General features: G+C 38.6%; 9 protein-coding genes and 1 pseudogene. 3 read left to right on the forward strand and 7 right to left on the reverse strand.

Annotated elements, in window-relative coordinates:
• Positions 1-238: 238 nt before the first annotated feature.
• Positions 239-2,590 carry a hypothetical protein gene (locus tag CWB72_RS14710; RefSeq protein WP_138632860.1) on the forward strand — a complete coding sequence of 784 codons (2,352 nt, stop codon included), beginning with the start codon at positions 239-241 and terminating at the stop codon, positions 2,588-2,590.
• 47 nt (positions 2,591-2,637) lie between these two features.
• Here CWB72_RS14710 and CWB72_RS14715 read toward each other — a convergent pair whose 3' ends face one another.
• Positions 2,638-3,219, reverse strand: a complete 582-nt coding sequence (locus CWB72_RS14715) for a TetR/AcrR family transcriptional regulator (RefSeq protein ID WP_138632863.1) — start codon at positions 3,217-3,219, stop codon at positions 2,638-2,640.
• Positions 3,220-3,352: 133 nt separating this feature from the next.
• Here CWB72_RS14715 and CWB72_RS14720 point away from each other — a divergent pair, with 133 nt between their 5' ends.
• Entirely contained in the window at positions 3,353-4,396 is a 1,044-nt protein-coding gene (locus CWB72_RS14720) for an alkene reductase (RefSeq protein WP_138632866.1), read from the forward strand.
• Positions 4,397-4,504: 108 nt separating this feature from the next.
• On the opposite strand, the pseudogene CWB72_RS14725 reads toward CWB72_RS14720, so the two are convergent.
• The 6 genes and pseudogenes from CWB72_RS14725 to CWB72_RS14750 form a co-directional block, all read right to left on the reverse strand.
• Positions 4,505-5,524, reverse strand: a pseudogene (locus tag CWB72_RS14725) (serine hydrolase domain-containing protein); the annotation flags it as partial.
• 40 nt (positions 5,525-5,564) lie between these two features.
• Positions 5,565-5,951 (reverse strand): serine hydrolase domain-containing protein, encoded by a 387-nt coding sequence (locus CWB72_RS14730; protein ID WP_138632872.1) that lies wholly within the window; start codon positions 5,949-5,951, stop codon positions 5,565-5,567.
• A gap of 141 nt (positions 5,952-6,092) precedes the next feature.
• Complete coding sequence (locus CWB72_RS14735) at positions 6,093-11,075, reverse strand: C39 family peptidase (protein WP_138632875.1); 4,983 nt, start codon at positions 11,073-11,075, stop codon at positions 6,093-6,095.
• A 171-nt stretch (positions 11,076-11,246) separates the two neighbouring features.
• Positions 11,247-12,146 carry a hypothetical protein gene (locus CWB72_RS14740; RefSeq protein ID WP_138632878.1) on the reverse strand — a complete coding sequence of 300 codons (900 nt, stop codon included), beginning with the start codon at positions 12,144-12,146 and terminating at the stop codon, positions 11,247-11,249.
• A 386-nt stretch (positions 12,147-12,532) separates the two neighbouring features.
• Positions 12,533-13,720, reverse strand: a complete 1,188-nt coding sequence (hmpA, locus tag CWB72_RS14745) for an NO-inducible flavohemoprotein (RefSeq protein WP_138632881.1) — start codon at positions 13,718-13,720, stop codon at positions 12,533-12,535.
• 14 nt (positions 13,721-13,734) lie between these two features.
• Entirely contained in the window at positions 13,735-13,983 is a 249-nt protein-coding gene (locus tag CWB72_RS14750; RefSeq protein ID WP_252371571.1) for a hypothetical protein, read from the reverse strand.
• A gap of 254 nt (positions 13,984-14,237) precedes the next feature.
• On the opposite strand from CWB72_RS14750, the gene CWB72_RS14755 reads away from it, so the two are divergent.
• Complete coding sequence (locus tag CWB72_RS14755) at positions 14,238-16,397, forward strand: sensor histidine kinase (RefSeq protein ID WP_138632884.1); 2,160 nt, start codon at positions 14,238-14,240, stop codon at positions 16,395-16,397.
• Positions 16,398-16,548 lie beyond the last annotated feature (151 nt).

Below are 16,548 nucleotides of genomic sequence, written 5' to 3' on the forward strand. Positions count from 1 at the left end.
TTTTTTAACACACTAACAACATGAATGGAATAGAATTTTTAATTGCAAATGCATCATTATGTTTCTATTGAAAAACTTTTCTAACCTAAACTTGTTGAAGTTACTGCAATGTCCTTGAATTTTTATTATTTGCGAATGCGAATTAATTCCTTACAAATTAAAACATTTTTTAGAATGCACATCTGGACGAATCTCGATATGTTTCTGATTGAGGAAAACATTTATAAGGAATCCGATCGTGCGCCCAACTTTAGCGTTATTGACCCTACTTACTTTATCTGCATGTGGTTCTGGTGGTGGTAAAAATGAGCCAACAAACACCCAAACACAAAATCAATCTCCTGTAGTAACGATTTCAGGTGAGGAACAAACTCTTTCATTGAATACGCTTCGATTGACCACCAACATTACTGAGCCAGAAGGTGAATCTGTAATCGTAGAGTGGAGTAGTGACCATGCTGGCGTAAGTTTCAAAGATGCATCAGAGAACGGTGTATTGGTGCAAATGCCAACGGTAAGTGAAGATCAAGAGATTTCAGTCACAGTTAAGGTCACTGATAGCGCGAATAATACCGTGTCTAAATCATTTACAATTTTAGTTAAGGCGCTTCCTGATAGTTCGCAAATAGATTTGCGGTCAAGTTATGAATTTTTGGCAGGTGAACTTGTCACTGTCACTGCAAAATATTCGATTGACGAAAACATTGATGACCTTAATTGGCAGCTTAGCGACCTGACAGTGAATGATATGGATGTGTCGACTTTTAGTCGCAATGGTGTTGCCCAATCTACAGTGCAATTTACGGCACCAGATGTGACTGACGAGCAAGCATACACACTTTCATTAATACTCGACGCTGCTTCAGGGCAAATCTCGCGTTCGACTCAGTTAACTATATTGCCAAAAACGGCTGATGAATTAGTGGTTAATTTAGATGCAGTGTATGAAGGCAATGAAAATGACCAAATGCTGATTAAACCTATCATTCAAACTTCAGATAGAGTTATTTCTTATCAATGGCGATGGTTAGACAAGCCGTTAGGTGAACTGGTCGGTGAAACAAGTAAAGATGTCGTTATTAACACTCAAGCTGTCGAAGAAGATGAGATTGCAAGCTTGGCGTTAGACGTCGAAACCCAGAGTGGCGTAAAGAAATCAATTGAAACACAGATCAAAGTAAAAAATGTGGTGCAGACCGGAGGGCTTTCACTGGCCGTGAACCGTGTTTATGCAGCACCCGGACAAACAGTGACAGTTCAGGTTAGCGCAGATAATACCAATGATATTGAAAGCTATGAGTGGCGTGTTGATGAAGAGGTGTTTACTCAAAAAACAGAGTCGGCAACAGAGCTTTCACTTGTTATGCCTAACCAAGATATTTCGATGCTCAGTACGTTAGTGAATTATAAAGCCACTTTTAAAAATGGGTTTGAAGTTGAAAAACAAGCAATCTTTGCGCTGATGAGTGAATCAGCAATTAAAGCCACATTAGATATAGAGCAATCGACAGATTTACCTCAACTTTATAAAAACGAAACACTGACTTTTAATGCGTTAGCGATTGATAAAGCTGGCGTGTTAGATAGTGTTGCGCTTGACGTATCGAATGTGAATTACGCAGATCTAGATACAGCAACACTGACACAAGATGGTTTAAATTTATCTTTTACCTTGAAAGCTTCAGATATTTTGCTCGATAGAGAGTTGATGCTCAGAGTTGTAATGAATGCCGGTACGGTTTCAACGACAGAGTATGTATCGGTCAATCTTAATAAAAGTAACTTGAAGTTATTTGCAGGTTCAGAAAAAACCTATATTTCAGGTAGTGATTTTTATGTATTTGGTTATGGACAAGAACGTTTAAATAATCCTATCAACGCAATGAGCTGGTCAACGAATTATGATGACCTAGCAATTGAAACTCTAAATTCGACCGATGCGAAAATCACTAATGAGACAACGAGCAGCTTTCCTACAGTGACACTCAGTGCTCGAGATAGTGAAGACCAATTGATACAAGCCGATGTAAGAACCAATATGACGTCTCGTATTTATGATAAAGGTGAACGCTATACTTGTTATTTCAGAACCGATGAAGTGCTTTGTCGAGATAATTCAAATACATTGCTTAATGTAGGGGAGCTTGCTGCACCAGTTAAAGCGGGCGTAACCAAAGGGGAGTTTGTTTGCTTACTCAATAATGATGACCAATTGAGTTGTCATGGTGCGGGGCCATTATCTGTGCTTGAAGTACCAGAAAGAGCGGGGGTGGCTAACATTGTTGCCGCGAGTAATTCAGACATGTGCGCGCAATATAGTTCAGGTAATTGGCACTGTTGGGGCGAACAGGCAGATTATTTCAATAACTTGTTTGTAGGCAAAAGTCATATTGATAATCTAATTGGTACGCAACAGGGCGTGTGTTTAGTTAACTCAGGTTACCTTGAGTGTTATAACGATAAAAGTGAACTGATTTATCAAGATAAACGCAGTTTTGTAAAGTCGCTAGAGTTCGTAAACATATTAAACAAGGTGTGTTACACCACCGAGCGTTCAACATTAAGAACATGCCCTGATGAGATTAACTAACGTTCAATGAATCAAAAAAGAGCCTAAATGGCTCTTTTTTGATTTGATTAAGCACAAACGTCTTGGAAAAGCTGTTTAGCTAACTTTTTCAATGTGTCAGGTTCTGGGTGGGTATTGGCAAATGTGCGCAAGCCATAAATACCCATTACAAAATACCTTCCTCTACACTCTGCTGAGCGTTCATCAGAGATATCACCCTCATCTTGTGCACGAGCAAACTTATTGGTAATTGCTGCTTGCCATGCTTCTAGCTGCTGGCTTATCAAAGTTTGTACTTCGTCATCTTGTTCGGCCAGTTCATTGAGTGCCTTAGTGAGTAAACAGGCTTTACTGGTATCGCAGCTTAAACACTCTTCAACGATATGCTCTAAGTAGGTTTCAAGACCTTGTTTACTTGAGTCGCTATTGATGAAAAAAGCACAAAATTCATCGCTTCTGTCTTGGTTATATTGCGAAATTGCAGCCAGTAGTAAGCCTCGCTTATTCTCAAAAGCACAATAAATAGACCCAGGGTGAAGACCGGTTGCTTGTTTTAGATCTTGCATACTGGTTTTAGTGTAGCCCTTATTTAAAAAGGCCTGCATGGCAGCTCGAAGCACTGCAACTTTGTCAAATTCGGCACTACGCATTGTATTTGTCTTGAAGGGTTAATGAGGCAAGTTTAAAACAATTTGAATGTTTGTTCAAAAAAGTTCTTGAACGATCATTCAAATAGGGCTATCTTGAATAATCGTTCAAGAATGTTACTTAAAGAGAAACTCCATGACTGACAACCTATTTCAACCATTTGCATTAAACAGCACCATAGAACTAAAGAATCGCATCTTAATGGCACCGCTTACGCGTTGTATGGCCGATGATAATTTGGTACCGACTCAAGCGATGGCTGATTATTATGCCCGTCGAGCAGGAGCAGGCCTTATAATCACAGAAGCAACACAAATTCGCGCTGACGGCCAAGGTTACCCAAATACACCGGGTTTATTTACGCCTGAACAAATCAATGGTTGGCGCGTTGTCACAGACGCAGTTCACAAAAATGGTGGAAAAATTTTTGCACAAATTTGGCATACAGGGCGAGTATCACACCCGTATTTTTACGAAGGCGATGAGGTACTTGCGCCAAGTGCGGTGAAGGTTGAAGGCACTGTGCCGAGAATGCGTGACCTTGAATACCAAACGCCAACCCCTATGACGCAAGTGCAGATCCAACAAATGGTAGAAGATTTTGCACAAGCGGCATCGAATGCCATCGACGCAGGTTTTGATGGCGTGGAGATCCACGGCGCTAATGGCTATCTTGTTGACCAGTTTTTGCATTACTCAAGTAATACCCGTGAAGATGAATTTGGTCAGACACCAGAGAATATGTCACGTTTTCCACTACAAGTAGTAGATGCCATCAGTGCAAGAATTGGCGCAGACAGAACCGCGTTACGTGTTTCTCCTGGGGCATATTTTAATATGGAAGCAGACGGCAGAGACAAAACCGTATTTGACTATTTATTAGATCAACTGTCTGAACGTCAATTAGCGTATCTGCATGTAGGTATTTTCGATGATGCCATGGAGTTTGACTATTTAGGCGGTACGGTAAGTCATTATATTCGACAGAATTACCCACATACGCTGGTGGGGGTCGGTGGTTTCTCTGCAGAGATAGGAAGCCATGCAATAGCTGATAATAAATTCGATTTACTGGCGATTGGTCGACCTTTCATTGCCAACCCTGATTATGTTGAGCGTGTTCAATCAGGCGAAGCAGTGGTTGAATACTCCGAAGAAATGCTAACACAATTAGTTTAAACGCTGAGGTTTTAGCAAACTAAACAAAAGTTTCCCGATTAAAATTCACTTAGACCAAAGTGCTTACTCTCTAGTAAGCACTTTTTTGTGTTTTTTTACTTAATTTCTTTATTTTATTTTTTGTAATTCAAACTGACCAGCCACGGTCAATCCCGTCACTTTTTTGCCTTCAAATTTAAAGACAAACTCATTGCCAGAAACTGCACTGATAAACTTGGCGGTGTTTTCTGGTACGAGTCGAGACGGTACTGGATCACCCGGGTTCTGAATTGTCACTTTGCCATCATTCACACTAATTTTAGAGATAAAATCGCCGTTATAACCAATGTCAGTGAGTAGCAGATACTCGCCTTTATAGGCGTCTAATTGCTGGGTGTTAAGTGTGATAGATTGAATGACAGTTTGCTCTAAAAATGCGACATCATAATGCTTAGATAATGTCGTCATAATTTCATTGTTCAGCGTATTAGCGTTGTCACCATTCGACATCACAACAAAAGCATCCCCTTGATTTACCATGGCTTTAAAATCATTTGTGAAGCCAAGATTCTTTCCTCCATGGCCGAATGCCAATTGCCCTTTTATATCCATTAACTCAGGGCCCAGTCCCCAATTATTTTTATGCTTGGTGAACATGGCAGTGACGGTTTCTTTTTGCAAAATGCCGTCTTTTTTGCCTTGCATGATGGCTTGCATATGAGAGGCATACCTTAAGATGTCGGTCGGGGTTGTCCAAAGCCCAGCTGCAGGTTTTTCAGGGTAATCATTGAATACAGCTGAATACATTTTGCCTTCAGCATTAAATGCCGCACTGGCTCGTTGCTTGAGATTATTTGGTAATTTATGCGCAAAGGTGCTGTTCAGCATGCCCATAGGTTTAAGAATGTTTTTATCGGTGAAGTCAGCAAATGTCTGTCCGCTAATTTGCTCAACCAGTAACTGCATAACCGTGTAGCCACCTCCAGAATAACGCCATTCAGAACCAGGCGTTAACACAACTTCAACTTTAGCAGTATTGCCTTGGCCGTTTAGTACATCGATAGTTGAGGGAATTTTATTACCTGTTGCATAGCCAGGAAACCCGTGCACTGATAGCCCTGCGGTATGAGTGAGTAGCTGTCTAAGAGTGACAGGCGTTTCTTTAGATAGCTTAGCACCTGTTAATTGATTATTTGTTTACATCTTCGTCTAAAGACAGCTTACCTTGTTCAACTAATTTTAAAGCAGCTAATGCACCGATGGGCTTACTAATTGATCCCGCCTGAAATAGGGTATGTTCATTTACAGGTAGTTTGGTCTTACTGTTCGCAATGCCAAAACCTTTAGCCCACACAATCTCACCATTTTTTAATACCGCGATGCTCAAGCCCGGTACATTCTCGGCAGCCATTCTCTGAATTAAGGTCGTCTTAGGTTGAGCTTCTCCTGCAATAACAATGCTTTTTTGAATATGTTGTTCGATTGTGTCAGCAGCATGGGTTGGTTGGCTAAGCGTGCCTGCGACCAGTATCAAACTACTCGTAATGGCAATATTAATGGCTTTCCTTATAAACATAGTGATTCCTCAATTATTCGATTTAGGTGGAGTCCATTATTTAAGCTATCAGAGTTGTTGATTGGTGACTACTGAATTGAAATGCTTGTTTACAAATAAAAAAACGGCGAGTGCTAGCTCGCCGTTGAACATCTTATTTATTTAAAACGTAAGCCAAGCAAGTTTTAATCTATCGAAAAAACTATTCGTATGTATGAGTTGCTTTATTCCCTCTAAAAACGATTGATGTATAAAATCGTTAGAAGCTAGGCCTTTTACTTTTTTATAGCTCTTTTTGAGTCGCTTTAAGTCATTTTGAACATCTCCAATATAAGGAGTTCCAGCGAATTGATATAAAGAAGACATGAGCTCTAAGCATTTAAGAATGTGAAGCTCAGATTCTATAAGCTCATTTTTATCAATAAAGTTAAATTCTTCCGGGTAAATTTTCTTTGTATTTATCCATTCCATTGCGTGCTGCCAAACAAGTAGATTGTGAAGTGTATGATCAGGAGTTGTATCTTTGGCTTCTTCTAATATGATCGTGGCATCTGCATGTTTGCCAAGCATTAACAAACAAATAGCATATTGATATAAACAGGACATTGGGACGATACTGCGATCGGATAAGTCATTCATAAGTGCAGCAACATTATAATAGTGTTGGCGCTGCATATATAAATCTATAATACGACCAATTAATGTACCGTCTTGATGTATTCTATGTTTGTGCAGTTCGATAAGTTTGATGTCTGGCACAGTGTTTTTGTCTTGCCAATAATCAACTAAACCACAAAATGCGCCAGACCAAATCTTATCAGAGCTGATTTTTTGCATTTTTTCTAAAAGTGTATCCACTACTTTAGAAGGGTAAGACTCGATAAATTTGTCAGCCCAGAAATAAGCTTGCATTTGAGAGCATTGGGTCAATGATGATTCTAATACATCGATGAGCTGAAGTTTATCAGTATGTTTACTCAAAGCATTAAAGGCGTGTTGGATAGTGCCATACATCTCACAGTCAGTATTGGTTAATTGTTCGAATGTTTTTCTCGCATATTCAATTTGACCTAGTTGACAAAGGACATTTACTTTTCTTGCCAGAGCAAAGCTGACAATTGAGAACTGTTCGTAGTTTTCAAGGCAATGTAATGCGACTTCAAATTCTGATAAATCAATTAATCTATCAATATAAGTAAGCACAATGTATTCATCGCTTGGAGCTAATTTATAAGCTCTTTCTAATAGGGTTGTGGCCTTGCTTGCATCACCAAACTCTAATATTTGCTCGGCAGCAACACATAAATGCTCAGGCGAGTGAGGGTTTAATTCTATTTGTCTATTAGCTGCTTTGATTATTTTGTGCTCATAGCTTTTATCTAAAGTTAAAAAACTACGATACAGTTCATAAATCCTTTGCCAAGTTTTGTTATGATCAGCTTGGTTTTTTATTGCGTTCCAAAGTGTCTGTGCAGCAAGCTCTTGTTTTCCTGTTTGAGCTAAAAAGTCAGCTTTAGATTCAGCTAAAGTGAGAGGTAATTGCTCTCCCCAAGGGGTACTTTCAAGTAACTTGATTGCGTCGTTGAATCGTCCATTGTTTGTTAATAAGTCCGCTAGCTGCTTAAGACTTTCTTCATTCATTGGATCATGTTCTAAACCTTGCTTCAAATAATTTTCTTTTTCAGAGATTTGATTAGTAGCATAAGCTGCAAAACGCCAACTTGCAGCAATATGAGGCTGAGATTGGATCAATTCTGATGCGAGCTCAGCCAAACGATCATGATACCCAAGCTCTACAGATGTTTTCTTGAGCATTCCCCATGCCCAAGTATAGTTAGTATGAAGTCTGATAGCCGTAATTAGGTGACTGTGCGCATCTTCTGTAAAGCCTAGTTTGTAAGCGTAGTCAGCATAGAAACCATGGAGGATCCCATCTTGTCCATTATGCTTAAGACCATTTTTTATTACTTCAAAGGCGAGTTCAATTTTGCCTTGTTTTTCATATAAATCTGCTAAATTTTTTGACACCCTATCCCAAGCTGGGTTGATTGAAAGCGCTTTAATGTTACTCTCGATTGCAGCGTCAATATTTCCTTCAGCTAATTCTAAATCAGCTTGTTCAGTGTAAAGTCGAGGAACAAGAGGTAGCTTTAATTGACCAAGATTTAAAACTTCAAATGCTTTGTCTGCATCATTGAATTTACTATAGAACTGGCTAGCAATACAGTAGGTAGACCAGTCGTTCGAATAGTCATTAAGTAAAGTATTAATAAAGTCTTCTAAATCACATTTGGCTGCGATATTTTGGGCTTCATTCCAATAGTGCCAGATACCCGTTTCCATAGAGTGTTGATTTGAAAGCTCACTTTTAACAAAGTCTAGATGTTCTTCTTTTAATTCGATACTGGTTGCTGTGACATCTAATATCCAAAGTGCTGTTTCATTGTCTACATCTTTCGTAAGCACCTTTTTTGCAAGCTGGATAGCACTAGGAAAGTCTTCATTAAAGAAATAACATCTAGCAAGCTGCGCTTCTTGATAAGAGCCGTTTAACATATCATTTGCTGTTTTTGCTTGCTCAAGGGCTTCTTTATAGTCATTTAACTCAACAAGAGTATTAATTAAAGTCTTTCTTAAATGCCAGTTTTCTGGTCTCTTTAATAAAATTCGTTCCAATTGAAGTTTCAGATAGGATGGACTTGAGTGCCAATCAGTTAAGTAAAAGTAAACATCAGGAACCTCTGAATATTTTGATATGAGTAACTCTAGCTCAGAGTTTAACTTTTCTTGTCTTCCTAGTTTATTTAAGCTTCTGAAATAGTTATTGGCGGCAGAAAACAATAATGGTGTATCAATAAAGATTTCTTTAAAGCAAGAAGATGCTTTTTCTAATAGCCCTTGCATTTCATAAAGTCGTGCTTTTAAATTTAGGTATACGGTTTTTGAAAGAAATTCTTTTTTGTTATTAAGCAATTTTCTTAGAGATTCTAAATCACCTATATCTGCCAAGGCGTTAGCTAAAGTACTTATAAGCTGGGTGTCACTGGGGTGTAGTATCAAAGATGATTTTAGTACTTTAATACCTTCTTGTTCTCTATTTAATGTACACATGGATCTATATAGAGAGATTGATGGCAAAGGGGATTGTGACTGATACTTATTGACTCTTTTTTGCAGCCACTCAATGGCTAGTTGCGATTTTCCTAAAATATTGGCTGTTTTGAAATAGCTTTCAACATATTCAGTATCGGTATCATCCATATTATGGCTAATAAAAAAGCAATCATTGGCTTTTTGGAATGCCTGCTTTTGCCAATAATATTGGCCAAGCGTGTTAAATACTGAAGGGCTTTTATAACCATATCGTTTAAGTATTTTGAGTTGTTCTGCTAACAGGATTGGCTGTTCATTTGTTTTGCTGAGTTCATTAAATAAAACTTCACTTAAAGTCAGATTAAACTGATCTTTTAAATTGCTACTAAGCCAATTAATGGCCTCCTGACGACTTTGTAAGTCACGGATATAGTAATATTTTGAGTTAAGTAGAACTGTCTCATGAGGTGCAATCTCTAATAATTGCTCTGTTGTTTTCTGGATTTCCAAAAGATCGTTATAAAAACAAGCAAGGCTTCTTTTGGCAACTAAAGTGAGTCGATGATCGTTAGATAAAGCACTCATTTCATCAACAGCACTCAGCATCTCATCTGTATTGTTTGCAATTTTGGCTAGTTCATACTTGTCATAGATTGGAAATAAGTGACTACATGTAGTTTGAATGAAGCTAAGAGAATCTTTCTTTTCATTTGGAACAAATGCTATGCACCTTGCGCCATTAAATACTTCTTTTTCTATGGTTTCTTGTATGAGCATCTCTTGCATTGCGGTACTACTAGGATCCATGATAAACATAGTACCGTGTCGTAAGTTATAACCCATTACGACTTGCATGTGAGCATTAAAGCCATCTGTAGTGACGAGTGCAAACGGAATATTACAATCTATTAAGTTTACTAAAATAGATTTTTCTAATTCAAACTCGACAAAATCAAAGCCATTGTTTCTTAACCATTGCCTTTCTTTAGTGCTATGCGTTCCATCAAAACAGATTTCATCTGCTATAGCTTGAGAGTCAATCGGTATACCATAAAAGTGGCATATAGCAGACATTGATGTGGGTGCACAAGTGAGGTGTTTTTGCTTGATAAATGGAACGTCAAGTTTTTTAATTGCTGAGTTTATTTTTGAGGTGATATCATCAAAACTATCAATGTTCTCACATACTTTTTGCCAATAAAAAAGTTTACTCTTTTCAAGAAGTGCCTTCCCCTCAGCTAGTTTTCCTTGATTTAAGAGGCATTGCCCCTTCAATACATTGAACGTTTTTCGCGATTGTTTGTCATCATCAAACTTCAAAGATTCATATTGTGATAAAGCATAGTTACAGTTTTCCCAATCCAACAAATCCGCCAAGGAGCTTGCACACTCAAGCCAAAGACTCGCAGATTCGTACTTAGGTAATTCATTTAATAGAAAAGAGGTAGCTTGCCTTAGCCCTTTCACCTGTTGTTTAGCATTGAAATAAGCACGTAGAGTACTGATCCTAGGAGAGGACTCATATAGCTCCGAAGCTAAGTCAAATGCAGCCTCAAAGTTATCTTGTGAAATAAGATTTCGGATTCTGATGGTCTCAAACCAAATTTTATTGTCTGATTGTGTTTGAGCATTGGAAAGAAGCTCTTCTGCTCGGTCAAAATCATTAAACTGGGCCTTTAAAATTGCTTCAAAAGCAATTACGTCTTCGGTGTATTCTGTATTAATGATTAAAGCTTTAGTTTTATCAAATAACTCTTGGGCTAATATGCTGCCAAAGTTGTTAAGCTTATAATACCAATAGTCGAACAATACTTTAGGTGAAGACTTATGACTACGATAGAGCCTTAGGGTAATAGCATCTGAGTTACGATCTCCGCCTAAATGAGCATATATTGTGCTAGATATTCTTAGTTGCTCTTCTTTTATCCATGAATTAATAGGTCCCCAATTACTTTCGCAAAATAGTTTTGCCTGTTTATAACAACCTTTTTTCAGGAGTGATTTTGCTTGCTCGATAGTATTTTGTTGTTGTTCTTGTAACACTAAATCCACTTATGATCCTTGCGTATGGTATAGCTGGTTTCTGTAAGCTTGAAAATAAAGCTAATACTTTAAATTTAATTTACCTATATATTAAACAGGAATTAGCAAGAAGGCATCAATAATAAAAACGGCGAGTACTAGCTCGCCGTTTTGTTTGGGGGATCTTCTTCAAATAAAAGTTTATTGAAAGTACTGAGTCAATGCTTGTTTTAAGTGTTCAGCCATTGCGTCACGGTGATATTTTCTGACACCATAGCTTTGCTCTAGGTGAATAAAGCGTTTTGCAGAAGCATCTGCGCTTTTATGGCAACTATCAACAGAGCCATTTGAATGGCGACCTTGCACATTCCACGTACCACCCAGGCTTTTAGTATCGTTACCATAAACACAGGCTTTAATTTTGCCACCCGCTTCGACGTTTTTTCTGAGCAGTTGCATAATACTGTGTTCATCGTCATTGGTTGCATAACGCACACCCTCACTTAAATTAAGCATGAGATCGTTATCGGTACCACATTGAGATTGTAATTTGGCACGAGTGGTAGAGCCAAAACCGTGATATTGAATAAATAGGGTCGTGTCATCGTAGTTGCTAGCTTGTTTGTGGGCGACTTGAAAATATGACTCGGTTTGGTGCGCAACGTCGCTTGCAGAGTAATTTGTGCCTGTGCATTCGCTGATATCATGACTGCTGTCACGGCGTGTCCCTGCAAGCATTAGTAACTTGCTCTGTGTGTGTAAGAAAGCGTCAATTGATTGCGTACCTGTGAAAGAGTCGCGCTTTGGGTGAGGTGCTTGAAGTACCGCATTTAAGCCATTTGGGTTAAGCACATAAGTACCACCACCTTTAAAATAGGCACTTGGCAATTGGTTTTTCTCTTGCAATAAGTAGTAAGTATTACCCGTAACTACATCTGAAAATTGAATAACTAGGTAATCAATTTGTTGGGCATATTCTTCTGCAAGCGGCCAGTTTTGTTGATAAAAGGCATCAAACATTTGCTCGAACGTGTGTTGTTCTTGAGCTGATGGCATCACCCAGCGGTCATCGGCTTTGCTGCCATAGTTATATGACTTCAAATGCTTATCTAACTAACCAGACATCAAGGTGATTGCTTTTGAAGGAAAGCTAAAAAAAGTAATGAGAAAAAGAACGCATGTGATGATGACGTAAAATACCAGAGGACGAGCACCATTTGATGTATTGGTTGTATCAGGTTCGAATAAATGCATATTGCACCCCAAAGTTTTGGAAAACTGACCCAGTTACATCCTTGGGAATACTTAAAAAGTATTAGTCTGTTTTTTTAAATTACTAAAGTAGTAGTATTAATATCAGGGTTTGCAAAAAAGTACTAGTATAGTCATTTAAAATGAGCAAATAGTATTAGTTAGAGGCTAGAGGCTAGAGGCAACCGAAGTAACATGTGTGATCAATTCGGTTGCGTTGTTAGAATGGGGAAAAGTTAAAGTTGTGCGTGCGGGCCGAATACCTCGTAGTGAATTCGACTACTGCAAACACCTAGGTTTTCTAATTCGGTTTTAGCAAATTTCATAAATCCAATCGGCCCACAGAGATAAAAGTGACCTGTTTGCTTTGGCAGTTCGATTTGCGAAAAATCAATCAAGCCAGTTGATTGATTTTCCAGTAATTGAGACTGTTTCGTTTCTCTTAACCAAGTATGGTGCGACCATTGGTTTTGCTCACATAAAGTTGCAGTTTGCAGTGCAAACGAATGTTGTTCTTGGTTTTCACAGGCATGTAAGAATGTCACAGGATGCGGGTATTTAATATCGGACTTAAATTCAAGCATAGATTGCATTGGTGTGATGCCAACTCCAGCAGAAATAAGCACAACCGGAGATTGTTTATCTGTAAAATAGAAATCTCCAACGGGGGCATGTAAGTCAACAACATCACCAACATTTAAATGATCGTGCAGGAAGTTTGAAACAATACCATTATGCTCACCCAACTCTCGCTTTACCGAGATGCGATAGCTGCGTCCATTAGGTTTATCTGATAACGAGTATTGACGTATTTCAGTATGTTCAAATTGTTCATTGCTGATTTCAATACCTAAGTATTGGCCGGGTTTAAAGTCTGCAACCGCTTGTTCATCGACAGGAATAAACACAAAACTGGTAACCAATTTTGATTCAGGCGTTTTACTGGCGAGTCTAAATGCACGTTTGCCTTGCCAACCTCCAAGTTTATTGGCGTTTTCAGCATAAATTGAGTTTTCTTTATTGATAAAGATACCAGCGAGTACGCCATAAGCAGTGGTCCAAGCGTCTTCTATTTCTGTTGTAAAGTCTGCGCCTAATAATTCCCTAAATGTCTCAATTAAATGCAGACCAACAATGTCATAGTGATGCGCTTGAATGTGAAAGCTAGTGTGTTTGTTTGCAATGCGCTCTACCGCACTTTTTAATGCACTCAAGTTATCTATGTTTTTTGCATAGGCCAGTATAGCTTCAAATAACGCGACCTTTTGACGACCTGTATGCTGGTTACTCATGTTGAAAATGTGTTTAAGTTCAGGGTTCTCTCTAAACATACGATTATAGAAATGCTCTGTGATGGCACTGCCACCTTGTTCAATAATGACAGACGTACTTTTAACTATATCTATGTGCTGTTTGGTTAACATGACTTTCCTCAAGATTAAAAACTAGTGTGACCTAAGTGATAAGCGCCGATACAGCGAACCACATAAGCTATTTTGAATAACGCGCTAAAAATGATTGTTGCGATATGGCTAGCAACCTGAACTGGTAAAGAGAAGTGTTCAGCGATTGAAAAGCTAATAATGAGCGAGCTGACCGTCAGCAATAACAAAATCACCATGGCACGACTGCCGAATTTTAAGCAGTATTGATAAAGGGGTTGCTCTGATAGGACTTTAGATTGCATAAAGCTTACTCTTAATTAAACGCGACGAGTTATATAAATCAACATTGATGCCAACTTTTATCTTGTTGATATTAATGGTTTTAACTTTTATTTTTATAAGATTGGAGTCATTTTGACTTTGCTTGGTGTGAGTCTATATGACTCATTCGTGTGCGGTTGAATTAGACTGTAGTTGAATTAGACTTTAGTTGGAATCGTTTCGCATTACGCACTAGACTTTCTTCTAGTTGTTAATCAAGTGTTTAATCTAGTGTATGATAATTTTTGTTTTTGTGTTTTTTGCACTTTTTAGTGTGGCAGCTATCGGCTCTGTTAACGTTGAATTTGATGAATTTAAAGTGCAAGCAGAAAGCTTGAAGTCATCTGAAGAGCGACAGGTTTTGCTCAAAAAAGCGGATGATTTGCTTAAAACTAGACAGTTGACACAAATGCAAACCGCATATGTGCTTCATAGAGCAGGGCTTGTGTGCATCCGAGAAGGGTGTTTTGAACAAACAGTCACTTATTTAGCGAGATTAGAAACCTTACTTGAGTCATTTGAAAGCTTAGAGTACTCAGGTAAGTTGAACCTCTCTCGCGGTAATATGGCGATCACCCGGGGTAATCACTTCGAGGCAATACCTTACTTAATTGCTGCTTCGAACTTCTTTGAACAAGCTGAATTACATACTTTATCATCTCATTCTAATCGGTTTTTGGCTCATGCTTATCAACAGTTAAATAAATACTCCGATGCTGTGATCGCGTTAGATGCTTCATTTGAGGCGGCTGTTAAAGCGGAAAATGTGCAACTTGAAATGGCGGTTGCACGGCAGAAAAGTGCTATTTACACCAGTTTAGACTTAATTGAAAAGTCACTAGAGATCCAGTTACAGCAACTGCAGAAAATTCCATATTTGCCGCAAAAGTCTCAAGAGTTTTGGATGAACGACACGTTTTGGGGGCTAGCTGAAAGTTATGCTGCGCTTGGGGAACATGCAAAAAGTTACGATTATTTCAATAAAGTCCAGGACATAGATAAACGACTTAATGGTAAACAAGATCAAGCTGTCACGCTAAGAAGGATGGGCGAGCAGAAAGTCGCGCTAAAACAATTTGGACGAGCTGCTGAACATTTTAAGCTGTCTTTAGCTATTTTGGCTGAGCTAGATATCCCTCTTGCTGTTTTAGATACGCAAACTTATATCAGTGAAATGTATCTACGCGAAGGTAAACTTCAAATAGCCCAAGACACACTTGAAACAATTATTACGCAGTTGGATATAACTAAAAATGTAAATGCTTACGCAAGAGCAAGTTATCTATTGATTGATACCTATTTGCAGAATGCATTGTATGAGCAGGCACACCGACAGCTTTTAATAACTGAGCCACTCAAAAATAAAGACATAGCGAAACATTACAGTTTTCTAGCGCAAGCATTACAAGGGAAAGGTGATTTAGAAGGCGCATTTGAAGCACAAAACCAAATGCACTTGGCCTACAAAAATAAGATGAAAGAGCAGGGAAGTCTGAAAACCCTCGTTTTAGCATCTGAATCAGAATATGTAACTGGCCAGCTCGAGTTAAAGCAAGCAAGAGCAGAGCAGGCCTTATTGAAAGCGGAGCAAACACTTACGCGGTATATTGGCTTCTCTATTGTTGCTGTGTTGTTGTTTATCATTTTGTTTGTTTTGGTTTTTACCCGTCAGCGCCGGGCTAGGCTAGAGCAAGAAGCTAAGCATTTAAATCAAGCCTTAGAGCTTAAAAAGCAACTGCTTGCTGATGTGTCTCACGAATTACGAACGCCGCTTGCAGTTTTAAAGCTTCATTTGGAGGCGCTGGAGCATAACCTAGTATCAGACCCTCAAGCCACTTACAAAATACTAAATCAAAGACTTGATAATTTAAACTTACTTATTTCAGATATTTATGAGCTTGCTCAGGCTGATACAGGTACATTTAACTTAAATTTAGAAACGCATGATGCGAGTGAGTTATTCGATGACTTAGCAGGGCAAATCGAAGATGTGCTTTGCGACCATGATTTACATCTTGAAGTGAAAAAGTCACCTATCGATAAGGTATTACTTGAAATAGACTCGGCAAGGTTACATCAAGTGGTTGCCAATCTGAGTCGAAATTCTATCCACTATACAGATAAGCCTGGCGAGGTTTGTTTTGCACTTTCAGAAACAGAAGAGGCTGTGATCCTATCATTCTCAGATTCAAGCCCGGGTGTATCTGACCAAGATTTACCCCATTTATTTGAACGCTTATTCCGCTGTGACAAGTCCCGAAGTCGTGATTTAGGCGGGTCTGGACTCGGGTTATCTATTTGTGAAAAAGTGGTTGAAGCGCACGGCGGTGAAATTAACGCCTCTCATAGTGAATTAGGTGGTTTAAAAATAGAGATTAAATTACTAAAAGCCTGATAGAGCGCAACTGCACATTCAATTCTGGATAGTTTTTAAGGTGTTTGATATTTATTCAATCTAATTGTCTTCTGTTGCTTTTTGCATCTGAATGTTAACTTAATGTTTCATCTACTATCTAAGGAGAAGAACGATGAAACTTTCACTTAAA

The organism is Pseudoalteromonas phenolica, from assembly GCF_005886345.1.
Taxonomy (GTDB): domain Bacteria; phylum Pseudomonadota; class Gammaproteobacteria; order Enterobacterales; family Alteromonadaceae; genus Pseudoalteromonas; species Pseudoalteromonas phenolica_A.

Coding starts and splice junctions, on each gene's coding strand:
- CWB72_RS14720 (WP_138632866.1), top strand. CDS start 3,353: ATGACTGACAACCTATTTCAACCATTTGCATTAAACAGCACCATAGAA.
- CWB72_RS14715 (WP_138632863.1), bottom strand. CDS start 3,219: ATGCGTAGTGCCGAATTTGACAAAGTTGCAGTGCTTCGAGCTGCCATG.
- hmpA (WP_138632881.1), bottom strand. CDS start 13,720: ATGTTAACCAAACAGCACATAGATATAGTTAAAAGTACGTCTGTCATT.
- CWB72_RS14730 (WP_138632872.1), bottom strand. CDS start 5,951: ATGTTTATAAGGAAAGCCATTAATATTGCCATTACGAGTAGTTTGATA.
- CWB72_RS14750 (WP_252371571.1), bottom strand. CDS start 13,983: ATGCAATCTAAAGTCCTATCAGAGCAACCCCTTTATCAATACTGCTTA.
- CWB72_RS14755 (WP_138632884.1), top strand. CDS start 14,238: ATGATAATTTTTGTTTTTGTGTTTTTTGCACTTTTTAGTGTGGCAGCT.